Origin of the sequence: Cobetia sp. 1CM21F, assembly GCF_023161745.1 — a bacterium.
GTDB lineage: Bacteria > Pseudomonadota > Gammaproteobacteria > Pseudomonadales > Halomonadaceae > Cobetia > Cobetia amphilecti.
Genome location: NZ_JALNTQ010000001.1, coordinates 1,219,505 through 1,242,749 on the forward strand (window position 1 = coordinate 1,219,505; position 23,245 = coordinate 1,242,749).

Below are 23,245 nucleotides of genomic sequence, written 5' to 3' on the forward strand. Positions count from 1 at the left end.
AAACAGGGGTATTAGTCACTTTCAGCCGCTCGACTGACTGGTAGTCTGAGCCCCACTGAAAGCGGCAGACGAATGGCGCGTGTTGAGAAAGGAGAGGCGAGATGGCGATTGAGGCAGTCGGCGCGGCGATGTCATCCGCGATGACGGGCAGTCTGCAGCAGCTCGATCAGATGGCGGCGCAGGCGGCCGGAAGCAACGCTCAGTTTGCGGGCGCAGTGTCAGAGGCCAGTGGCACAGATGCACAGGGCTTTGCCGGCATGCTCAAGGATTCGCTGGCGCGCGTCAGCCAGTCACAGCAGGTCGCGGCAGGCCAGGCCAGGGCCTTCGAGCTGGGCAGCCCGGATGTCAGCCTCGATCAGGTCATGGTGGCGGGCCAGAAGGCCTCACTGGAATTCGAGATGACCGTACAGGTGCGCAACAAGTTGCTCAGCGCCTACAAGGAAATCATGAACATGGCGGTGTGATTCATGTCCGCATTCCCAAAAAAGGGCAGACGCGATGCGTCTGCCCTTTTTTGTTTTCTGGCGGTGGTGCTGGATATTGCTGGCGGAGGTTGAAATGCATGAGCGCTGTTGACTAAAAGGAGCAATATCAACAAGGCCACTATCCTCTGCCAGCGACGGGCCTGCCACTCTTGCTCAGTGACAGGCCTAAGCAGCATGCGAGCCAGAGATCAGCCCAGCAGGGACAGCACGTTCTGCGGCACCTGGTTGGCTTGGGTCAGCATGGAAGTCCCCGCCTGCTGCAGAATCTGTGCAGTGGTCATGCTGGAGACTTCTTCTGCGTAATCGGCATCCTGAATACGCGACTGGGCAGACGCCAGGTTGGTTTCAGTCGTCGCCAGGTTGGTGATGGCAGAATCGAAACGGTTCTGCAGAGCACCAAGATCTGAGCGCAGGTCATCAACGTCGCTCAATGCGTTATCGAGTGTGGCTAATGGGTCGTCGGTAAGAGTCTCACCTTTAGTGATGGTTGCGTCAGCATTTATGGTTGCTGCGTTATACACATCGTTGCCATCGCTATCTTGAGACTTAATCACATACTCCCCGGTGCCATTTCCGTCACTATCTACTTTTTCCATTAGCGTATCACCTGTTGCGATAGCTCCAGAAACATCTAGTTCAGCATCAACTTCACTTACGGCAGTGGTTGTGTCGTAACCATCAGCACTTGCAGCTGCATCATCCGCATATGCAGTAGTAGAAGAAGAATCCCAATCAAAAGTCCCGTCGCCATTATCTGTGGCAGTGAAATAGTCGCCGTTACCATCTTTAACAAGATAGTTCGTTCCATCAGTGTACAATCCTTCAGCAGTTTCTGCTCCACCGCTATCAGCATTTATTACAGGGGTGACAGATGTTGATACTGCTGTACCATCATCTGCTTTTAAGTCTTCAGTGTTTAGCATTTTTGTGACATCAAAAGATCCAAGTCCTAATGTATCTCTATTCAGCTGCTTTAGATCTATTTCGATAGTCTGTCCATCTTCTGATCCAACTTGGATCTCTATAGATTGATCTTCTGCTAAGACATTTGTGCCATTGAAGCTTGTTTCCTCAGAAATGCGATCAATTTCGTCAAGTCGCATACCTATTTCATTTTGGATAGACTCGAGATCTTCACTTGAGTTAGTTCCATTTGCTGCTTGAACTGTAAGCTCACGAATTCGTTGTAAGTTATCGTTGACTTGATTAGCCGCACCTTCAGCAGTCTGGGCAACAGAGATGCCATCGTTGGCGTTACGCTGTGCCTGGGACAGGCCGGTGATCTGGGAGTCCATGCGGTTGGCGATGGCCTGGCCGGCGGCGTCGTCCTTGGCGCTGTTGATACGCAGGCCGGAGGACAGACGTTCCATGGAGGTGTTCAGGGCGTTCTGGGACTGATTCAGGTTCTGCTGAGTCACCATGGAAAGGGTGTTGGTATTGATCACTGAAGCCATGTGTCACTTCCTGTCGTAATGGGGAGATAGATGGCGTGTCGCCAGTAACGACTCCTGTGCCGTTGCTTCAGTTATCGTCGCGGCGCGACAGAACTTTAGAAATTTTTTGCGGCCTTTTGACCTTTCTCATTTCGGCTGTCCCGCTGGCTTTCCTCATGTGCTCTTCATACGGGCGCTCCTCGTGACATCCTCGCGCCACCCTCGTGACATTCTGTCGACCTGCTGGCGGGCGTTGTGCGTGTCGTCTTCCCTCACTGTCTCTTCCTGTGGGCCTTCATCTCCGCCTCCCCGAGGCGGAGTGGCGACGTAAGGCAGGAAAGCCGTCGCTGAGGGTAGCTATTCGAGCGAATGGTTTGTGGCGGGGGCGCGACAATACGCTGGGAACAGGAGTCCCGAGGATGGGGGCACGACCCTGAGTCAAACGACCCCGAGGGATGCAAGCGAGGACCAGGACGCCGATGTATACCGCCAATGGGCGCATGGCCCAGCAGGATATCTACACCGAGTATCAGCCGCTGGTGCGCCGGATTGCGCTGCAGTTGCAGGTGCGCTTGCCAGCGAGTGTCGATCTCGAGGATCTGATTCAGGCCGGCATGTTGGGGCTGTGTGAATGCGTGGGCCGCTATGAGCAGGGCCACGGCGCCAGCTTTGCCACCTATGCCAGTCAGCGCATCCGCGGCGCGATGCTCGATGAGCTGCGCTCGCGCGACTGGTTGCCGCGCAGTGTGCGCCGGGCCGGGCGCGAGCTTGAGAGCGTTATCCAGCAGCTTGAGCAGAGTCTGGGCTATCCGCCCGAGGAGACCCAGATCGCCGCCGCCATGGGGCTTGAACTGGAGGACTATCGACGCCTGCTGCTGGACACCAACAACGGCATGGTGATGTCGCTGGACGAGATGATGGATGAGGAAGGCGGGCTGGCGGGCGGTTATGCCTCGCCTGAAGCGACGCCTTTCGCCACGCCGTTTGCCTTGCCGCATGATGCGCTGGAAGAGGCCGATACGCGGCGGGCCTTGAATGAGGCCATCGCGCGGCTACCGGAGCGCGAGAAGCTGTTGATGGCGCTCTATTATCAGGAGAAGCTCAACCTCAAGGAGATCGGCGCGGTACTCGATGTCACCGAGTCGCGTGTCTCGCAGCTGCATTCCCAGGCCGTGCGACGGCTGCAGGGTGTGCTGGCACCGCATCTGGTGGCGCGGGCGGGCAAGCGTCGTCGCTGAGCCTCTATCCTGAGTCTCTATCGTTGTGAGCCTTCTTCGTTTCCCTGAGCTTTATCCTCTCGCTGTACCGTCTTGCTGTTACGCCTGCCTTGTTTCTGCTGTCCCAGTTTCTCCTATCTCAGTTTCGCCCGCCCAAAACAAGAACACCGCCCTGAGAGGCGGTGTTCCTGTTTATCACTCGAGCATGTCGTCAGGCGTGATCAATAGCTCTCACGCTCCGGCTCCGACTTGACGCGGCGTTCCTCTTCGCTGAGGTGCTGGGCCTGTTCGTCGATATGGCCATCCAGATGCCAGTCGTCTTCCATGCCGGTGACGCGGTCGTTCATCACGCCTTCCTCATTGTCGACCTGCTGCACGACGCCTTCCTCTGCTTCAGCGGCGGCTTCCTGTTGCTGGGCAGCGAGTTCTTCCTCGCTCGGTTCCGGCTCAGGTTCGGCATCGAAGTCGAATTCCAGCTGACCGGTTTCCGGCTCGGTGATGGCTTCCTCGACCCAGGCGGCGCTCAGCGGACTGGTGGTGGAGGGCGCTACCACATAGTGGCCGGGGTGATCGCCTTCCTCGGCATCCAGTTCCTGACGCGGCTTGCTGGTGACACTGGCGGCCAGAATCACGATCAGCACGTGAATGGCGGTCAGGGTATAGAGGAAGCCGACGGCCCCGAAGCGCTCCATCAGCAGACCCGCGGTGAGCGGGCCCAGAATCGCGCCCGCGCCATGCATCAGCACCAGCGTGCCGCTGGCGGAGATGATCTGTGGCGTGGTCAGCAGGTTGTTGGCCGCGGCCAGGAACAGCGAGTACTGGGTCAGGATCAACCCGCCGAGGCCCGCACCCAGCAGCGCCATGGTCAGCATGCTGCCACCACTGAACGGCACGCCGCCGATGGACAGCGCGATCGCCCCGAGACTGCAGCCCAGAATCACCTTCTTGGCCGAGAGCTTGTCGGAGAGCTTGCCCAGCGGCCATTGCAGCAGGGCGGCACCCAGAATGAAGGCACCCATGAACCAGGAGACTTCCTGCACCGGCAGGCCGGCGCGGTCGGCATACACCGCGCCCATGCCGAAGACGGTGCCGTTGGCGATACCGGTGGCGAAGCCGCCCAGGGTGCCCAGCGGTGCCAGGCGCAGCAGACGAACGATCCCCATCGCCTCCGGTTGTGCGCCTTCCGGTTGCGGTGAGGCGGACAGCAGCATCGGCACCAGCGCCAGCGACATGATCACCGACACCAGGATGAACAGCAGATAGGTGTCCGGGTTGGCGACGTTGAGCAGCAACTGGCCGCCGCCCATGCCCAGATAGGTAATCACCATGTAGATGGCCAACAGACGGCCACGCATCTGGTTGGTCGCCTGGCTGTTGAGCCAGCTCTCCGCCACCACGTAGAGGCCGGCGAAGGCGAAGCCGGTGATGAAGCGCATGGCGATCCACACCTCGGGCACCACATAGAGTGCGTGGATCAGGATGCACACCGAGGTGATGGAGGCCAGCGCCGCGAAGGTGCGCACATGGCCGACCCGGCGCAGCTTGCGGGGCGCAAGTGTCGAGCCGAGCAGGAAGCCGGCGAAGTACGCCGACATGATGATGCCCGTCATGGTGTTGCTGAAGCCTTCCGAGGAGGCGCGAATCCCCAACAGACTGCCCTGCAGTCCGTTGGCCAGCATCAGCATCCCCATTCCCAGCAGCAGCGACCACAGAACGACCGCTGCGCCGAGACTGCTGGTCGGCTGCAGTTTGCGCGAGGTGTCGAGCGGCTCGGCCTCGAAGGTGGGAGTGGGTATGGCTTCCTGCTGGGGGTTCGGCATGGAAGGGGGCCTCATCGGTCAGGGTCGGGACCGTGGGAGCGGTGCCGACGAGATGTCAGGTACGACACTTGCGTGCGTGATGTTGGTCAGTCGTGGTCGGTCCTTGCGGGAACGGCGCTCAGTCTACCGACCGAATCCGGAGTCTGCGACCCGTGGTGCGCCATTGTGTGGTTGAAAGGCGACATATCGTGAAATTTGTCTCAAGGATGTAATGGGGTGGATAAATATACAGATCCTCATGAAATCCTGACCCGACCCGGACTCGGGACACGCTGGCGCTGTAAAAGGCACGGCATCCTGCAAAGGGCAATATCGCCAAGCTCCCTGTTGGCGGGGCCTGCGCGAGGGTTGGCCCTCTGGCATCGCTGGATGCACTCCTTGGCAACACACGCTGATGACACCACATGGTCGAGCGTTTCGTACGCAAGAGGTCTCGGAAAATCCGAGGGGTGGATGAATATACAGTGATCGGTAATGCAGCGAGTTAGCATGTGAGCGTCGAAAAAGCGCCGATCTGTCGCATGGTCGAATGGTCAGCGACCAAAGTAGATGCGAATCTGCCTCTGGACACACTCAACAACATCATAATCAAGAGGTTATTCATGACCCTGACCGCTGCACACGCCAACGCTGGCCCCGCCTCTCATCACTTGCGTCACCGCTCTGCGGATCATTCTCCGGCTCTTTCTCAAAGCCATACCGCGCGCCCGCGTGTCGCTGCCACGGGTCGCTCTGCCCTGATGGCCGGCGTGCTTGGCCTGGCCTTGCTGTCACCGCTGATGGCGAGTGATGCCGAGGCGCGTGAGCTGTCCGTCTCCACCGTGCTGTCGGATGCCTTCCCGTGGGGGCAGGCGGCCGAGAAGTGGGCGGAGCTGGTAGAGGAGCGCTCCGGTGGCGAGCTCACCCTGCGCGTCTATCCGAATGCCCAGCTGGTGGCGGGGGACCAGACCAAGGAGTTCTCGGCCATGCGTCAGGGACTGATCGATCTCGCGGTGGGCTCGACCATCAACTGGTCGCCCCAGGTACCGGAGCTCAATCTGTTCTCGCTGCCGTTCCTGATGCCGGATCACGCCGCCATCGATGCGCTGACCCAGGGCGAGTCGGGCAAGCAGGTCTTCGCCGCCATCGAGTCCAAGGGCATCAAGCCGCTGGCGTGGGGCGAGAACGGCTTCCGTGAGGTGTCCAACTCCTCAAAATCGATCACCTCGCCGGACGACCTGAAGGGCCTGAAGATTCGTGTGGTGGGCTCGCCGCTGTTCCAGGACACCTTCACGGCGCTGGGCGCCAACCCGACCCAGATGAGCTGGGCGGATGCCAAGCCGGCACTGACCACCGGCGCGGTGGATGGGCAGGAGAACCCGCTGTCGGTGTTCGATGTCGCGCGCATCGATCAGGTCGGTCAGACCCACCTGACTCTCTGGCACTATATGGCAGACCCGCTGATCTTCGCCGCCAACCAGCGCGTGTGGAAGTCGCTCAGTGAACAGGAGCGCATCCTGCTCACCGAGACTGCCAGGGAAGCGGGTGCCTGGGAGATCGCCATGAGTCGTGAGGGCAATGCCCAGCGGCTGGCGGACATCGAGGCGCGCGGCGTGAATGTCGTCAAGCTCGATGAGGATGCGATGCAGACCTTCCGTGACGCCACCCAGTCGGTCTATGCCAGCTGGACACCCAAGATCGGTGAGGCGCTGGTCGAGACGGCACGTGCCGAGGTCGAGGCCTCGCGCTGAGTCGGCCAGGGCCATCATCGCTGCTGCTCACTGAGCAGATGACATCGGGAATAATGCGGTCTGTGCGCGTTATTGAGTGAAGAACCACGCCGGGGCCTGACAGCCTCGGCGTTCGTGTGGATCGCGTGTCATGTCGCAAAAGTCGCAACAAACCTCTCAACAAGCATCACCGCAAACCTTGCAAGACGGCGCCAACGGAGCGCCTGCTCCCGCAGACAGGCCACCGCCACGCGTGCGGCCGGAATCCTGGCTGGCGGCGTTGGCGCTGGGGCTGATCGGTATCATCAGTCTGGCCAATGTGGTGGTGCGCTATGCCACCGATGCTTCCTTTGCCTTTACCGAGGAATTCTCGGTCTTCCTGCTGGTGTTGTTGACGCTGGCGGGCGCCTCGGTGGCGATTCGCCGTCAGGCACATATTCGTATCGCATTGCTGGAAGACGTGCTGCCGTTGCCGCTGTGGCGACTGGTCGTGATAGTGCAGACCTTGGCGGTACTGATCGTGCTGGGGCTGGTGGTGTGGTTCGGGGGCACCTTCGCGCTGGAGGAGTATCAGTGGGACTCGCTGTCGCCGGGACTGGGCCTGCCCAACTGGTGGTACGTGATCTGGCTGCCGATATTGGCGCTGGCGATGGCCTGGCGTCAGCTGCAGCAGTGTGTCGAGCGTCTTGCGCAAGGGCCTGGGCAGGGGCCCGCACAGAATGCGTCGCCGGAGCACAAGGAGTCTGATCATGAGTCCTGATCTCTGGTTGCTCGCAAGCTTTGCCGCGCTGTTGATTCTCGGCGTGCCGGTGGCCTTCGCGCTGGGGCTCTCCGGTGCGGTGGGGATCGTGGCGGGGCTGCCGGTCAGCATGCTGGCCACCCTCGGCACCAATACCTACAACAGCATCGCCAAGTATCCGCTGATCGCCATTCCGCTGTTCATCCTGACCGGCCTGGTGTTCGAGCGTGCCGGAGTGGCGGCGCGGCTGGTGCGCTTCGCCCAGGCGCTGATCGGCCCACGGCATGGCGGTCTCGCGCTGGTAGCGGTGCTGGTGTGCCTGATCATGGGCGGCATGAGTGGTTCTGGCCCGGCGGATGCCGCCGCGGTGGCGATGGTGATGATCCCCAGCATGACGCGGGCGGGCTATCCCAAGGCATTCTCGGCGACGCTGATTGCGGCCTCGGCCTCCACGGCGATCCTGATCCCGCCGTCCATCGCGCTGATCCTTTACTCCATCGTGGTACCGGGGGTGGATCTACGCGCGCTGTTTGCCGCGGGCCTGATTCCGGGGTTGCTGGTGGGCGTGGCCTTGCTGCTGCCTGCCTGGTTCCTCTCGCGCCGCTATCGCTGGGAAGACCCGACTCAGGTCGAGCGTATCGCGCTGGGTCCGGCGTTTCGCTCAGCGATCCCGGCCCTGCTGGCGCCGGTGATCATCCTCGGCGGGCTGCGCTCAGGCCTCTTCACGCCCACGGAAGCGGCGGTGGTCGCGGCCGCCTATGGGCTGTGTGTCGGGCTCTTCATCACCCGCGAGCTCAAGCTCTCTCAGGTATGGGAGCTGCTCCGGGAGGCGGCCGTCATCTCCGGTGTGGTGATGCTGATCATCGCGCTGGCGGGCATATTCGCCTGGGCGGGCACCATGCTGGGTACCTTCCGGCATCTGGCCGAATGGCTGATCACGCTGTCGGATAGCGGAACGACGCTGCTGATTCTGGTGATGGTGGCGGTGCTGATCGCCGGGATGCTGCTGGATGCGGTCTCCATCTACCTGATCCTGATGCCGGTGCTGATTCCGGTGATGCAGCACTTCGGCTGGCATCCGGTGTGGTTCGGTATCCTGCTGGCGATGAATATCGCGATCGGGCAGTTCACCCCGCCAGTCGCGGTCAATCTGATGGTGACCAGTAGTGTGGCCGGGGTCCGGCTCGAGAAGACGGTCGGATGGGCGATGGTCTTCGTGGTGGCGATGCTGGCGGCGTTGGCGGTGGTGATGCTGTTCCCTGAGCTGGCCTTGTGGCTGCCACGCGTGCTCGGCTACGCGGTGTAGTCGGCCCTCACGATCATCACTTGTGGTCTTCACTGTGCGAAATGAAACGGCTTGCCCTATGGGTAAGCCGTTTTGCGTCTCAGGCCACCTCGGAGGCTGCTACCACCTGAATGCCTGGTGACCATTCCGGTTGTGCCGGTTAGCGCACAGCCAAATGGAGAGCGGATTCTGGTCGCGCGCTGTACAAGGAATGGGGTGATTCTTCTCACGCAACGGTGCACGCCGGCGAAAAATGTTAGCCTGCATATATTCTCAGCGATGACACTGCCCTCAAGATTCGCGCAGTGGAACAGTTCACCCGTGGGCCTTGAATGCACGCCAGGCTGCCACCATCGTTGAACGCTGATTGCACGCATGGCAGTCGCTATTCAGCTATCGCATACACAAGCCAGATCTCGCATACGCAAGCCAGCTCTCGCCCAACGCAAGTCAAGGACATCTCGATGAAGGAAATCGCCGCAGGCAATGATGTTACGTCTGGCTTCAATGCGCTGCATGAAATGGTGGTCGGGGAATTCCTGATCAGCCCGATGCTGGTCTATGCGCTGGTCGCCTTGCTGGCGGCGGGGCTCATTCGCACGCTGCTGCATCGTCTGCTGGCCAATCACGAGCTCTGGTTCGAGGCCTGGTTCGATATCTCGCTGTTTGTCATCTGTCTGGCGGCGGTGGTTGCCCTCGTGACGTGATGTACGTCATTGCCCCAGCGTCTCGTTATTCGTCATCCCGATTTCCCCGCGAACCCTTTCGCGGCACCCATTTCCTCCAGCCCCTCTATCCCCCAAGGAAACCGCATGCGCAACCTGCGACAGAAAGCCGTCAAATGGATCATCACTCTATGTCTGGTGGCGGCTGCAGCCTGGTGTGCGGTGTGGCTGTGGAATACCTACATGTACAGTCCCTGGACGCGTGACGCCCGGGTACGCGCCGAGGTGATCACGCTGAGCCCGGATGTCTCCGGTTGGGTGCGTGAGCTGAACGTGGCGGATACCACGCGGGTCAAGGAAGGGGACGTCATTCTTCAGGTCGATCGTGCGCGCTATGAGGCGGCGCTTGCCAAGGCCGAGGCCAGTCTCGCCAGTGCCAAGGCGACCCTGAGCCTCAAGGAGCATGAATCCAATCGTCGTGGTCGCTTGACCAATCGTGCCATCAGCGAGGAAGAGCGCGACAGTGCGCGTCTGGAGGCCGAGGTCGCCCGCGCTGATGTGCAACAGGCCGAAGCCGCGGTGCAATCCGCGCAGCTGGATCTCGATCGTACGCGTCTGGTGGCGCCCGCCGACGGTAGCATCCTCAACATGCACCTCAGTCAGGGCAATTACGTCACGGCAGGCACGGCGGTGATGGCGCTGATCAAGGATGACTCCTTCTACCTGAGCGCCTACTTCCAGGAGACCAAGCTGCAGCATGTGCGTGCGGGCGATCCGGTCCAGATCACGCTGATGAGTGGCAATGAAGACTTCAAGGGGCGAGTCGTGGGGATAGGCCAGGGCATCGCCGATGACAATACCGCGACCAATGCCCAGCAACTGCCCCAGGTGAGCGCCACCTTCAGTTGGGTGCGTCTGGCGCAGCGCATTCCGGTGCGGGTGGAATTCGATGATATCGAGGCGGTACGTGCCTCAGGTGTCAATCTTGCCGCCGGCATGACGGCGAGTGTCAGGCTGATCACGGCGGAAGATGGCAATGATGAGGCGACGCAGGCCAAGGCGGCACCTGTCGAGGCGGAACCGGTCGAGACAGCTCAGGCCGTCCAAGACGTAGACGGGAAGCACTGATCCATGTCTCCCGCTCTGGCCGCCTTCTTAAGGCCTTCGCCGTTCGCCCTCAAGTTCGCCACCAAGGGTGTGCTGGCGATGGCGCTGGCCCTCTACACCGCCTTCTTCTTCGATCTCGATCGCCCCTATTGGGCGTTGATCTCGGCGGCGTTTCTGCAGACACGTCCGATGTCAGGCATGGTGGTCGAGAAGGGTATCTGTCAGGTCACGGGTACCTTCGTCGGTACCTGTGTGGCCGTGGTGATCATGGGCTGCTTTGCCCAGGTGCCGGAACTGGCGCTGGGCTCGGTCACGCTGTGGATCGGGCTATGCATCTATGGCGCCTCGCTGACGCACAACAATCTGTCCTATGGCTGTGTGATGGCGGCGGTGGCCTGCATGATCATCGTGGTGCTGACGTCCTCGGCGCCGGATGACTTCTTCTCGGTGGCGCTGGCTCGTCTCAGCGAGCTGAGTCTCGGCGCGCTGTGTGCTGTCGTCGTGAGTGCGCTTGTCTGGCCGATTCGTGTGCGGGATCATCTCGGCCAGCTGGCGGACACGGCGGTGAATGCCACCTTCCGCTATATGGCGCTGGCCTTCTCGATGCCGCTGGAGGCTGATAGGGCTGGGAGTCGAGATGCTGACGGTCAGTCACAAGCTCATTCACAAGGCCTGTCACAAGCCCAGTTAAAAGGTCAGCAACGTGAACGCATGGCGATGCTCGAGCAGATGATGACCGGGCTGGATGCGCTCAACAATCTCGAGATCGACGCCCACTCGGCGCGTTATGAAGGCCCCCAGGGCAAGGGGCGCATTCGCGGCGTACACCTGCTGACGCGGCGAAGCATGCGTCTCTACGCGACCCTCAAGGCCCTGCACCAGCTGCGTCATCCTGAGTTCTTTGTGTCTTCACAGCGCGATGACGGTGAGGCGAGCGCACACCCCAGTGAGCTGGACCAGACCCACAGACAGGAAGCCGAACGTTTCAGTCAGCCGACCCAGGACCTGATGCAATGCCTGGGCGCGGCCTTTCAGAGCATGGCCGACAATCAGGGCACGGCCCAGGCACGCAAGACGCTCAAGGAGCTGCGTGGGGAATGTCTGCGCCTGTCTCGCGGTCAGCGCAGCATCACCGCGCTGGAAGCCAGGCTGCTGTTCAGTCTGCGTGAGGTGCTGGGGCATGCGCTGGTTATCCTGCAGGCACGCGAGGTCATCAATCATCCCGGCCGTCATCAGCTGCGTCAGCCAAGCATGAGCTGGCACCGCGATCACGGACGCGCCGCCATCGATGCGCTGCGCGCGATGGCCATCTTCAGCGCCACGGCGATCTTCTGGCTTGCGACGGCATGGGACAACGGGGCGGTGGCCATGCTGCTGGGCACGCTGTTCTCGGGCATCTTCGTCAGTCGCGGTGATCCGGCACCGATCATTCCGATGGTGCTCAAGGGCCTGCTGCTGGCGGTGCCGAGCGTATTGCTGTTCGGCAATGTCATGCTCAGTCACGCCCAGCACTTCGTGCCCTTCGTGATCATCTTCAGTATCCCCCTGTTCCTTGGCCTGATGGGCTCTGTCGTGCCGGCGCTGGCGGGGATCGCCTTGCCCTTCGTGGTGTTCAATATTCTGCTGGTGATGCCGGACAACGGCATGACCTTCGATGTCGCCTATACCCTCAACCGGAGTCTGGCGGCCGGGATCGGTCTGATCGTGACCATCATCGGTTTCCGCCTGATTCCCGTGCCGGGGGCCGGCTGGGACAAGCGTCAGCTGATTCGCGCCACGGCGAGTGATATTCGTGAGCTGGCGGAACGCTCCACCGAGCGCCTGGACAGCTGGTTCGGCGGGCGCATGGGCGACAGGCTGCTGCGCCTGGCCCGGCATGAACAGACTCGCAGTCGTGAACAGGAAGCGCGTCGCAGTGGCGAGAATGCAAGTGGTCAGCCCGATGATGCACAGCAGCAAGTGCTCGGCATGCCGCTACTGACGCTGGGGCTGACAGGGATGGATATCGGACGCGGCATAGGCTTCGTGCGGCGGGAATTGGGCAACGATGTGCCACGCCCGGTACAGCACGCCTTGCGCGAATTGATCCATGCACTGGCGGATGATTATCAGCGCTGTGCCCGAGGAGAGAGTCCTACCAGAATGCGGGCGGCCGGCGACCGATTATGCGAAGTGATCGAGCAACATCGCACCATGAGTCGGCATAAGCAGGCGCTGCTGGCGGGCTGGCTGACGCGAGTTCAGCTAACCTTGCAAAGTGATGCCCTGCGCCAACAACGCAGCTGATATTGCGTTAAGGAGAGTCACTTGCAGATTCCAACAAAATGTTCTTATAAACCGGCCCGCAGCATATCTTCTGCGCTATGATAAGAAGGTCAGCTCAAAAATGAGCGAAATGTATTAGCGCCTTACTGTAGGAGAGAGCCATGGCTTTCATGAACGATATCAGCAACAGTGGGCGCAATGTTCCCGAGCGTTTTCGGCGCGTGACCTTCACGACGCAATATCTGCATGAGTTGAATCTCTATGTATTGCCGGCAAGCGAGGTATTGTTGCGCATCTCCCAGGCGGGCGAGGACCTCATGCTGCTGCAGTTCGACGATGAGTTTCATGCCGAATTCATTGCCTCGCGTATCGTCGAGTGGGTCGCCGAGAATCCCGGCGCCGACCGCGATGACCTGACGCTGTGGATCAAGACGCGGGCACGCCATGAGACGCTGGACCCGAAGCGGGCTCACCACGTCTATTGAGATGTCAGCGCGTCGCTGGCCAGCATGATTTCTCAACAAGAAGGCCACCCGAATGGGTGGCCTTCTTGTCATTGGCCTTCTTGTCATAGGCCTGGCGTCATTTTGCTCCATTCATGTTCGAAAACTTCCCACTGTTGTGGAGCTTCAGGGCTCAGAAGCTGCCGACCAGGCTGCCCAGGGTCACGACGGCAATCAGGGCCAGCATCGGGAAGGCGACCGTCATCATGAACATCTGGCCGTAGGACTGGCGGTGAGTCAGCTTGCAGATCGCCAGCAGGGTGATGACCGCGCCGGAGTGCGGCAAGGTGTCCATGCTGCCCGCCGCCAGCGCCGCCACGCGGTGCATCAGCTCCAGATCGATGCCGGCATTGACGGCCATCTCGCGGTAGGTCTCGCCCAGAGTCGACAGCGCAATGCTCATGCCGCCGGATGACGAGCCGGTGATGCCGGCCAGAACATTGACCGCTACCGCTTCCGAGATCAGCGGGTTGGCCGGATACAGGCCGAGCACCGCCTCCTTGACCATCGCGAAACCGGCCAGGCTGGCGATCACCGCGCCATATCCCACCTCTGAGGCGGTATTGAAGACCGGCAGCATGGCGCCGAAGCAGCCATTGTTGACGGTGGTCTTCAGGTCGGCCCACTGCTTCCAGCGTGAAATGACCAGCCAGGTGGAGGCGAAGGCCAGCGCGATCAGGATCGACCACATGCCGGTGGCGCCCGCCGGGTCAAGCTCCGGGAAGGCCTCGCTCAGGTAGGAGAAATCGATGCGCGGGAAGACGAGATAGGTCAGCAGGGCATTCAGGCCGATGACCATCACCAGCGGAATCAGCGCCGTGATCATGCCCATCCGTGCGGCGGGCGCGGGGGATTCCTCAAGCGCTTCGTCCTTGTGGACCCCGTAGCCTTCCCCCTGTGCCTGAGCCTTGCTGGCACGTCCCTTCAGCCACCAGGTGCCCAGCCCCAGCATGATCAGGCCTGCGATGATGCCCAGGCCTGGCGCTGCAAAGCTGTTGGTCTGGAAGTAGGGGATCGGGATGGCGTTCTGGATGGCAGGCGTGCCGGGGAGTGCCGTCATGGTGAAGGTGAAGGAGCCGAGGGCGATGGCCGCGGGCAGCAATCGCTTGGGCGTGCCGGTGCGCTGGAAGAGCTGGGCGCCAATCGGGTAGACGGCGAAGGCGACCACGAACAGCGAGACGCCCCCATAGGTGAGCAGTGCACAGGCCAGCACCACGGTCAGGATCACATGGCGTGTCCCCAGGCGTTTGACCAGACCTTCGGAGATGGCATGCGCGGCGCCGGAATCGGCCATCAGCTGGCCGAACAGGGCGCCGAGGATGAACAGCGGGAAGAACTTGGCCAGATAGCCGCCCAGCTGGCTCATGAAGGTCACGGTGTAGCTGGGCAGCAGGGCGGCTGCATCTCCTGACAGGACGACGGCGAGGGCGGCCATCAGAGGGGCGAGCAAGAGAACGGTGATACCGCGGTAGGCCAGGAACATCAGCAGCCCGAGCGATATCAGAATGGCAAGAATACTCATGGGGGTATCTCGTAGTTGGCGTTATCGTAGTCGTGGGTCGTCTGCCATTGACGACGGTTGTCCTGTCTACAGGTGCGTGGCCTGTTGTTTTTGCTATTTATTGGCTTATATACAGAGACATCCAGCACACTAGAGATTGTCTGACATGAGAACAATGCGCCTTAAGTGGCAGCGCTGTGCGGTCAGCGAGCACTCAAGGGCAGACTCCCTCTGGCCTTGCGCAGCGAAAAGAGAGGTCGTTTTACATTTAAAAAATATACCGTTATCTTCCTGTCTGCTTCATTGCAACGAAGTAGCAACCTCAGTCATCTGGTAAGCAGGGGGGTTGTGTCAGCACGCTGTTGTAGTCAGTCATGAAGCCTGGGCAGGTGACATGGAGACCTAGAATAGCTGTCCAGAATAGCTGTACAAAAAAGCGGCGCCCGAAGGCGCCGCGGCAAGTGATCGAACAGTCTGCCGGTCGCGAAATCCGAGAGATGTCCTGCTTTCAAGCAAAGTCGATTTTCGCGTTGAATGAGTGGGCAGGAGCCGCCTCACTCAGGGGCGCTTTTCGTCACTGAACCAGATACAGACGTCAGCGGGTGCCAGCCCCCGGCTACCGGCCAGCAGCCCGCTGTCATTGACGAGGCCTTCCGGCAGCCAGCGCGGCTCGGGCGCATAGTTGAAGGCGAAGCTCAGCGGCCCGCGCCGCCGCAGGCGCACGCCGTCGGGCAGGGCATGGGTGGTGATGCCGCAGGCCTGACACTCCGCCTGCAGAATCGCCACCAGACTGTCTTCACTCAACCAGGCGGTCAGATAGCTGACGCCACGATGATGCAGGATGGCGGGTTCGCCATCCTCGAAGCGCGTTACCACCTGTGCGCGGGTGCGCTGATGATCGAGCAGATCGCGCCAGCGCAGGGCGTGACCGCGTGCGCCGTTGCTCAGCGTGACGGCCGGCTCGGCCCCTGGCCTCAGACCATCGACTCGATCGACCGTGACGCCCGTCAGCTCGCTGAGTGCGCCGGGCGCCAGCTGCGCGGGTATCTGAAACTCCGGCGTACGCGAGCCGGAGCGTGCGCCGATCACCACGCGACTGCCTGAATCGCGCGCCGCGCTCAGACGCGCCGTCAGTGCCTCATCGGCGATCACCTGGCAGGGAAGCACGATCAGTGGATAGCCACTGAGCGCATCGCGCGGTGAGACGATATCGACATCAAGCCCGAGTCGCCGCAGCGCGCTGTACCAGCTCAGGTACAGCTCGAGCGGGTTGAAGTTCTCGGCGTGGGGCTGGATCTGACAGGCCCAGATGGAGGCGTAATCGAACATCAGGGCGACGGGGGCCTGCTGGGCAGTCGTCGTGTCATGTTCCGCGAGTGTCGCCAGCTCATCGCGCACCTGCAAAAGCTCCGGCCAGGCCGAGGCGGGCGAGCCGTCCGGGCGCAGCAGTCCAGCGTGCATCTGCTCCTGGGCGAAGGGCGCCTGACGCCAGCGGAAGTAGGAGACGACTTCGGCGCCATGTGCGAAGGCTTCGTGGCTCCACAGTCGCACCATGCCGGGCAAGGGCGCGGCGTTGCTGATCGCCCAGTTGACCGGGCCGGGCTGCTGCTCCATCACCCACCAACGGCCCTTGCACATGGCGCGGTAGAGGTCGTGATGGAAGCCGGCAAAGTCCGGATGGCCTTGCTGGCGATAATGGGCCTTGGTGGCATCGTCGTGGGCACCGCGCTCCAGAAAGCCCAGTGGGTAGCTGTCCCAGCTGGCGATATCCAGATCCCGGGCGACATCGAAGTGATCGAATTCGGTGAACAGGCCCATGAAGTTGTGCACGATATCGCCGCTGACACCCGCGGCACGCAGGGTGTCGACCTGCAGGCGGTTGTATTCGACCACCATGTCGGAGCAGAAGCGTCGATAATCGAGCACGATGGCCGGATGCGGCTCGGTCACGGTGCCGACGGGCGCCTCGACCTGGGAGAACTCGCTGACTTCCATGCTCCAGAACACCGTACCCCAGGCCTCATTGAGGGCCTTGACCGTGCCATAGCGTGCCTCGAGCCATTCGGGGAAGCGGGCGCGGGCGGCCGCGGAGTAGCTGAGAATGGTGTCATGACAGCCGTACTCGTTGTCGGTCTGCCAGGCGATGATCGCGGGATGGTTTGCGTAGCGCTCGCCCATCAGGCGCACGATGCGCTCACTCAAGGTACGAAACGTCGGTGAAGAGAAGCAGTAATGACGACGCGAGCCATAGCCACGCGTGTCGCCATTCTCATCGACGGCCAGAATCTCCGGGTGGGCATCCACCAGCCATTTCGGCGGTGTCGCCGTGGGCGTGCCCATCACGATCTTGAGACCGGCCGCCGCCAGCACCTCGATGGCCTCATCCAGCCACTCGAAGCGCAGGTCACCCGCGCCGGGTTCCAGGCGACTCCAGGCGAATTCACCGATACGCACGACACGAATGCCGGCTTCCATCATGTCGCGAGCATCCTGCGGCCAGCGATCACGTGGCCAGTGTTCCGGGTAGTAACAGACACCGAGCTGCATGGGGTTCATCCTTGAAGCTGAAAATGGGGAGCGAGCGCGGCGCAGGCCATCACAGCCTGCGCGGCACGGGTCATGCCGCCACCGCCTGAAGGTGGATCAGGATTGCCTGGTCAGGGTCCAGCACCGGCAGGGCAAGGCCTTCACGCATCAGGTACTCACCGGAGACGACGACCGGCTCGCCGGCCTGTTGTCGGCTGATCCAGGCGGGCAGCTGCTTCATGCGTCGCTCCGGGTGCTCCGGCAGTTCCAGCAGCTCGAGCCGGTAGGCCGTGTCGGCTTGCAGGCCGGTCAGCGGCTGGGCGGCGGGCACGGCGTGGCGTGGCATGGCCAGCTGGCTGATGCTGAAAAGGGCCTGCTGGCCATCCTGACTGACCACGCCGTGGGCATGCTGATTGTCATCCAGGCAATCCAGACGCCAGCTGACGCCGTTGTGCAGCAGACCACGCAGCGTCTTGTAGCGCGCTATCCAGCCGCCCAGCTCACTGCGCTCCGCCTGATCGAGCTGGCTGACATCCAGCTCCAGCCCCAGATGACCGAACAGTGCCGTGGAGGCGCGGAAGGCGAGCGTCGTGCGCCGCGAGGTGGTGTGAGCGTGTTGCGGCCCGATATGCGCGCCCAGAAGCTCCGGCGGCAGTACGCGACTGGCCCCGCGCTGGATATGCGTGCGCTCGTGGGGGTCATTGCAGTCGGACGTCCAGACGCGATGGGTGTGCCGGAGTATGCCGTGATCGGTGCGCGCGCCACCCGAGGCGCAGCTCTCGATCTCGACGCCGGGATGTGCCTTTCGCAGGCGGGCCAGCAGCGAGTAGAGCGCGCTGACCTGAGCATGGGCGACAGGCTTGCCGCGACCTTCTTCCGACTGGCCTCCCGCGTGGGTCAGGTCGCGATTCATGTCCCATTTCAGATACTTGATCGGGTACTCACTGAGCAGCGCATCGAGGCGCGCAAACAGGTAGTCACAGACCTCGCGGCGGGTCAGGTCCAGCACGCATTGATAGCGTCCCAGCGGCTGCTCACGCCCCTCCAGCCCGAGAATCCAGTCCGGATGGGTGCGGAAGAGTTCACTGTCCGGATTGACCATCTCGGGCTCGACCCACAGGCCGAATTCCATACCGTGCGCCTGTACGGACTCGATCAGCGGCCCCAGCCCCTGCGGGTACTTGGCGGTATCCAGATACCAGTCGCCCAGGGCGGCGCGTTCGCCATCCCGGCCGACGAACCAGCCATCATCGAGCACGAAACGCTCGGCACCCACCTCACCGGCGGCAACGACCAACTCTTGGAGGCGCGTCGCATCGTGATCGAAGTAGAGCGCTTCCCAGGTGTTGACGTGAACCGGGCGCGGCTTGTCAGCCACCGGCCAGTCAAGGCGCGCACGCAGGGTGCGATGCATGCGCTGGCTGGCGCCATTGATGCCCGTATCCGACCAGGCCATCACCACTTCCGGGGTGGTCACGCTGTCGCCGGCGGCCAGCATCTGCTCGCCAGGCAGCAGCAGGGCGCCCATCTGCAATTGGGTGCTGCCATCGAACTGCCGCTCGATCAGGGCGCGATGGTTGCCACTCCACGCCAGATGCGCGGTGATGACTTCGCCACGCTGCTCGCTGAAGCCTGGCGTGCCGGTGATCAGCGTCGGCACGCGTTGATGCGAGCTGCGCCCGCGACGGTTCTCGAGCGTGAAAGTGCCTTCGCTGAGACGATGACGCGTCTCGGTGAATTCCTGCACCCAGCGGCCACCGAAACTCAGGCACTCCTCGAAGCGGACCGGCAACGGCAGGCAGGCAGCCGCCAGCCATTCGAGCCGGTAGGGCGCTGATGACTGATTGGTCAGGGTCGTCTGCTGACGCAGTACGCCCTCGCGGGTGACGGTCAGCGCCAGCAGCACTTCCAGCTCACTCAGGCTGTCGCGAAGCGTCAGGCGAGCGTGGGCGCCGGTGGCATCCGTCGAGCAGGCCACATCGCTCAGGCGCATCGCCGTCAGCCAGTCGCGGCCTTCGCGATCACCGATCAGCGCGGGATAGCCGGCAAAGCCAAGCCCGGCATCATTGAACAGGGTGTTGGGCGGCAGCTGATCCAGGCTCGCCTGAGGCGTGGCGGCAGCGCTCATCAGGCGGTGCTGATCCGGATTGATGGGCGCGATGCGCCCGAAATGGGCCAGCTTGAGCAGGCCATCGGCGAGATCCAGCTGCAGCTGGATGCCATCGGCACTCAGGCTCAACCACTGCTGATCGCTTGACCAGGTCGCGTCAGGCGCGGCCGACGGTCGGGAAGATGGGGCGTCTGCGGTCATCATGAGAGGTCCAGAAATGAAGAAAGATCAGAGACGGAATGGCAGTGTCAGCCCAGCACCAGCGGTGGCTCTGCCAGTCCCTTGAAGCCGTGTGCTGACAGGTCCAGCGCGAAGAGGTCACCGTCACCCGCCGCATGATCCGGCGTGGCCATGCCTTCACGCGCCGTGGTGATGTACAGCGTGCTCAGCCCCTCGCCACCGAACAGCGGGCACGAAGGCTGGCTGACCGGCAGCGCCACATGGGCGATTTCCTTGCCATCGTGATCCAGCCTGGCCACGCGGCCGGCCCCCCAGAGCGCGATCCACATGTGGCCGTCGGCATCGATCACGGCGCCATCCGGGCCACCACCGGCAACGCGCAGATCGGCCCAGACCTCAGGGGCGTTGTATTTACCTGCCGAGGTGAGTGGCCAGCCATCGGCGTCCAGCTGCCAGCGCATCACCTGACCGGTGACGGTGTCGGTGAAATAGGCGAAGCGGCCCTCCGGCGAAAAGCACAGCGCATTGGGAATGCTCAGCCCCTCGAGCACGCGGGTCAGTTCACCGCGATGCAGCCGATAGAGGCTGCCAGCGCCGGTCTCGGCGTTGCAGCCCATGCTCGACAACCACAGACTACCGTGACGATCGACCCGCGCGTCATTGCTGCGCGTGGCCGGCGTCGTGTCCGCCTCGAAGGGCATGACATCTTCCACGGCGCCGGTCTCGGGGGTGAAGCGCGAGAGCATCCCCTGCGCGACCAGCAGGTAATCGCCCTCTTGGGTAACGGCTGCGTAGGAGGTGCGGCGCGCGAGCTGAGTGATGACGTGATCACTGCCGTCAGCGGCGGCGTGATGCAGTTCGCCGGCGAGGATGTTCAGCCAGCGCACCCGCGCAGGCAGGGCCTTGGTCGCGGGCGTCCAGCCCGGTCCTTCGCCCAGCTCGCAGCCACTGGCCACGAGGCGCCTGGCAGTGCCAAGGCATGGTGATGACGTCATCTGCTGCTCCTTTGCGATATCCGTGGGCTCTTTACGCTGTCTCGTCACTCTTGCGGCGGCGCGACTTGTCGCCATCCGTATGTGGCTATCAGTCAGCCGCCTGCCATGCCGCGACCAGAGTGCGGGCCCGTTCGCCAACCTCGGCGGCGCTCAGGCCGGGCGTGTAGATGGCCGTGCCGAGGCCAGCGCCATGGACACCCGCCGCGCGCCATTCGGCGAAGTTGTCACTGCCGATGCCGCCGACGGCATAAAGCTCGGTGTCCTTGGGCAGCACGGCCAGCATGGCCTTCATGTTGACGATGCCGACCTGAGTCGCCGGGAACAGCTTGAGACCCGAGGCGCCGGCAGCGAGGGCGGCGAAGGCTTCCGTCGGCGTGACGATGCCGGGCAACGAGACCATCTCCAGCCGGCGACTTTCGCGGATGACATCGACATCGGCATTGGGCGAGACGATCAGACGGCCGCCGGCGGCGTGCACATCGCGCACCTGTTGCGGGGTCAGCACGGTGCCGGCACCGATCAGGATCTTGCCGCCGTGCGCGCGCTCGCAGTGCTCGACCAGTGCGGCGATGCTCTCCAGCGGCTGAGGGGAGTTGAGCGGGACTTCGATGCGGGTGATGCCGGCGGCGATGATCTCGTCGGCGATGGCGATGATGTCTTGCGGTGTCACACCGCGCAGTATGGCGACCAGAGGCAGGCTCATGGCGATCTCCAGAAATGGGGCTGTTTGAAGAGGAGCTGTTTGAAGAGGAGCTCTTTGAATAAGGGCTGTGTGAAGTGAGGAGTGACTTGGCTCACTGACTGGTAATGTCAGCAATGCTGAATCAATGGCTCACAGAGGCGCGATCCGATGACGACGCACGGGCCGATGACAAGCCACGCTCTGATGACGAGGGCTGCGCGGCTGATCGTGCACGCTGGATGCGTCCGAGGCCTGCCAGAATCATGTCGGCGTTGGCCGCGGTGGTGACCTGATAGCCCAGATGCTCCAGCGCGACCTGATAGCGCTGGCACAGCACGGCGTCGCCGATCAGGGTGATGGTGGCATGATCCGAAAGCTCCGCAGTGGCGCCCGCCAGCTCAAGCCCCAGCACCAGGCCTGACAGGCGTGCTCCGAGTACCGCCTTGCGAGCATCACCCTCAGGCAGAGCCGTATCGAGCAGATCGCGGGCACGAATGCCGAACAGTTGCGCGGTGGTGCGCTCCGGGGCGGCAAGCGCCGTATCGATGCCCTCCAGATAGGCATCGCGCTGGGCGGCGTCGCTGAGATCTCCGGCAGCGACGGAGTGCTTGAGCACCGAATCCTGACTGAGCAGCTTGAAAAGCTCGCCGCTCATGAAGGTGCTGAATCCGGTGATGGCGCCACTGGTGAGATGTGCCCACTTGGCGTGGGTGCCGGGCAGACACACCGCACCGCTGTAGTCGGGCTGGGCAGCGACCAGGCCCGCCAGCTGGGTCTCCTCGCCACGCATGACATCGTAGGTCGGCTGCTGCTGACAGAGGCCCGGCACGATGGCGACGGCAAGGCGGCTGTCGCGGGTCGCGACGTGGGTCAGCTGCTCGGAGAGTGCCCCCAGCACATCACGGGAAGGCATCTTCTCCGTGGGCAACGGCAGGTAAGCCGCCTCCTGCCAGCCTTGACGCGCGCCGGCCATGCCACAGATCAGCACCGGCATGGGTGAGGTCGCATCGTCGGGCAGCCAATCATTGATCAGCACGCGCAGTACATCCTCGAACTCATCCGCCGCCAGTCCCAGCATGCCGCGGGCACTGCTGGCCTGGGCGATGACTTCATCGTCGCCATTGACGGCCCAGGCGCGCAGATTGCTGGAACCCCAGTCGACGGCGATCCAGGCCGGCGTGACGCTGACGGCGCTCACACTCGGCCTCCGTCTACCACCATCGGCTGGCCGGTCATCATGCGCGAGGCGCTGGAGGCCAGGAACAGGCACGGATTGATCATGTCCTCGACCGGAATGGCCTCTTTCAGACACTGCTGATCAATGCACTCGTTCAGGTCCTTGTCGTTGACCCACAGCTCGCGCTGACGCTCCGTCATCACCCAGCCCGGAATCAGGCAGTTGACGCGAATGGCGTCCGGGCCCAGCTCGCGCGCCAGCGCCTTGGTCATGCCCATGATGCCGGCCTTGGCGGTGACGTAGGTCGGGTAACCGCCCAGTCCCAGCATGTAGCTGTTGGAGGACAGATTGATGATGGCGCCACCACCCAGCGCGCGCATGTCGGGGGCGACGGCCTGGGCGGTGAAGAATTGCGGGCGCAGGTTGGTGGCGATGGATTCATCCCACTGTTCCACCGTCCACTCATCCAGCGTATGACGGGTATCACGCGCGGCGTTGTTGACCAGCACGTTGATCAGGCCGTGGGCCTCACGCGCCTGAGCGACGGCGGCCTGCAGCGCCTCGATATCCTGGATGTTGCAGGGGATGAACAGCGGGCGATTGGCGTAGCGAGCTTCCATGGCGTCACAGAATTCGCTGGCATCGGACAGGCCGACGAAGGCGACCTTGGCGCCCTGGGCGAGGAAGCCTTCGGTCAGCGCGGCGCCGATGCCGGAGCCACCGCCGGTGATGAAGACGCTGGCGCCTTCGAGGTCCGGGTAGCGAAAGTCGGCGAAGGCGGGGCGTTCGGATGATGCGGTACGAGTCATGTCGAATCCTTCCTTGAGCGTGACAGGCCTTCGGCGG

At 62.5% G+C, this 23,245-nt stretch carries 18 protein-coding genes; 9 read left to right on the plus strand and 9 right to left on the minus strand.

Going from position 1 to position 23,245, the window contains the following annotated elements:
- Window positions 1–101: 101 nt before the first annotated feature.
- A complete protein-coding gene (gene fliE, locus MSG32_RS04945; protein WP_248378188.1) occupies window positions 102–464 on the plus strand; it encodes a flagellar hook-basal body complex protein FliE in 363 nt (120 codons plus the stop codon).
- A gap of 209 nt (window positions 465–673) precedes the next feature.
- On the opposite strand, the gene MSG32_RS04950 is transcribed toward fliE, so the two are convergent.
- On the minus strand, window positions 674–1,939 hold the full coding sequence (locus MSG32_RS04950) for a FliC/FljB family flagellin (protein ID WP_248378190.1): 1,266 nt from the start codon (window positions 1,937–1,939) through the stop codon (window positions 674–676).
- A gap of 458 nt (window positions 1,940–2,397) precedes the next feature.
- Between MSG32_RS04950 and MSG32_RS04955 the strand changes: the two genes are divergently transcribed.
- Window positions 2,398–3,156: an RNA polymerase sigma factor FliA gene (locus MSG32_RS04955; protein WP_192838825.1), complete on the plus strand. Its 759-nt coding sequence runs from the start codon at window positions 2,398–2,400 to the stop codon at window positions 3,154–3,156.
- Window positions 3,157–3,356: 200 nt separating this feature from the next.
- Here the strand turns inward: MSG32_RS04955 and MSG32_RS04960 are convergent, their stop codons facing one another.
- Window positions 3,357–4,955 carry an MFS transporter gene (locus tag MSG32_RS04960; protein ID WP_248378192.1) on the minus strand — a complete coding sequence of 533 codons (1,599 nt, stop codon included), beginning with the start codon at window positions 4,953–4,955 and terminating at the stop codon, window positions 3,357–3,359.
- Between the two features lie 740 nt (window positions 4,956–5,695).
- Between MSG32_RS04960 and MSG32_RS04965 the strand changes: the two genes are divergently transcribed.
- The 7 genes from MSG32_RS04965 (at window position 5,696) to MSG32_RS04995 (ending at window position 13,210) form a co-directional block, all read left to right on the plus strand.
- The gene (locus MSG32_RS04965) at window positions 5,696–6,685 is read left to right on the plus strand and encodes a DctP family TRAP transporter solute-binding subunit (protein ID WP_248378437.1); all 990 of its coding nucleotides are present in this window, start codon (window positions 5,696–5,698) and stop codon (window positions 6,683–6,685) included.
- A 232-nt stretch (window positions 6,686–6,917) separates the two neighbouring features.
- The gene (locus MSG32_RS04970; RefSeq protein WP_248378194.1) at window positions 6,918–7,424 is read left to right on the plus strand and encodes a TRAP transporter small permease; all 507 of its coding nucleotides are present in this window, start codon (window positions 6,918–6,920) and stop codon (window positions 7,422–7,424) included.
- Complete coding sequence (locus MSG32_RS04975; RefSeq protein WP_131432069.1) at window positions 7,414–8,709, plus strand: TRAP transporter large permease; 1,296 nt, start codon at window positions 7,414–7,416, stop codon at window positions 8,707–8,709. The genes MSG32_RS04970 and MSG32_RS04975 overlap by 11 nt, the downstream gene beginning before the upstream one ends.
- A gap of 443 nt (window positions 8,710–9,152) precedes the next feature.
- Window positions 9,153–9,395 (plus strand): DUF1656 domain-containing protein, encoded by a 243-nt coding sequence (locus MSG32_RS04980; RefSeq protein ID WP_054556634.1) that lies wholly within the window; start codon window positions 9,153–9,155, stop codon window positions 9,393–9,395.
- A gap of 105 nt (window positions 9,396–9,500) precedes the next feature.
- Window positions 9,501–10,481, plus strand: a complete 981-nt coding sequence (locus MSG32_RS04985) for an efflux RND transporter periplasmic adaptor subunit (RefSeq protein ID WP_248378196.1) — start codon at window positions 9,501–9,503, stop codon at window positions 10,479–10,481.
- A 3-nt stretch (window positions 10,482–10,484) separates the two neighbouring features.
- Window positions 10,485–12,746: an FUSC family protein gene (locus MSG32_RS04990; protein WP_248378205.1), complete on the plus strand. Its 2,262-nt coding sequence runs from the start codon at window positions 10,485–10,487 to the stop codon at window positions 12,744–12,746.
- A gap of 140 nt (window positions 12,747–12,886) precedes the next feature.
- Window positions 12,887–13,210 (plus strand): hypothetical protein, encoded by a 324-nt coding sequence (locus MSG32_RS04995; protein WP_054556636.1) that lies wholly within the window; start codon window positions 12,887–12,889, stop codon window positions 13,208–13,210.
- Window positions 13,211–13,361: 151 nt separating this feature from the next.
- Here the strand turns inward: MSG32_RS04995 and MSG32_RS05000 are convergent, their stop codons facing one another.
- From MSG32_RS05000 to MSG32_RS05030, 7 genes are all read right to left on the minus strand, one after another.
- Window positions 13,362–14,750 (minus strand): GntP family permease, encoded by a 1,389-nt coding sequence (locus MSG32_RS05000; protein WP_248378207.1) that lies wholly within the window; start codon window positions 14,748–14,750, stop codon window positions 13,362–13,364.
- Window positions 14,751–15,287: 537 nt separating this feature from the next.
- On the minus strand, window positions 15,288–17,276 hold the full coding sequence (locus MSG32_RS05005; protein ID WP_248378209.1) for a beta-galactosidase: 1,989 nt from the start codon (window positions 17,274–17,276) through the stop codon (window positions 15,288–15,290).
- A 70-nt stretch (window positions 17,277–17,346) separates the two neighbouring features.
- A complete protein-coding gene (locus MSG32_RS05010; RefSeq protein WP_248378211.1) occupies window positions 17,347–19,569 on the minus strand; it encodes an alpha-galactosidase in 2,223 nt (740 codons plus the stop codon).
- A 44-nt stretch (window positions 19,570–19,613) separates the two neighbouring features.
- A complete protein-coding gene (locus MSG32_RS05015; RefSeq protein ID WP_248378213.1) occupies window positions 19,614–20,540 on the minus strand; it encodes an SMP-30/gluconolactonase/LRE family protein in 927 nt (308 codons plus the stop codon).
- An 88-nt stretch (window positions 20,541–20,628) separates the two neighbouring features.
- A complete protein-coding gene (locus tag MSG32_RS05020) occupies window positions 20,629–21,243 on the minus strand; it encodes a 2-dehydro-3-deoxy-6-phosphogalactonate aldolase (protein WP_216060643.1) in 615 nt (204 codons plus the stop codon).
- Between the two features lie 121 nt (window positions 21,244–21,364).
- Window positions 21,365–22,420 carry a 2-dehydro-3-deoxygalactonokinase gene (locus MSG32_RS05025; protein ID WP_248378215.1) on the minus strand — a complete coding sequence of 352 codons (1,056 nt, stop codon included), beginning with the start codon at window positions 22,418–22,420 and terminating at the stop codon, window positions 21,365–21,367.
- On the minus strand, window positions 22,417–23,208 hold the full coding sequence (locus MSG32_RS05030; RefSeq protein ID WP_248378217.1) for an SDR family oxidoreductase: 792 nt from the start codon (window positions 23,206–23,208) through the stop codon (window positions 22,417–22,419). Before MSG32_RS05030 ends, MSG32_RS05025 begins: the two co-directional genes overlap by 4 nt.
- Window positions 23,209–23,245: the final 37 nt, after the last annotated feature.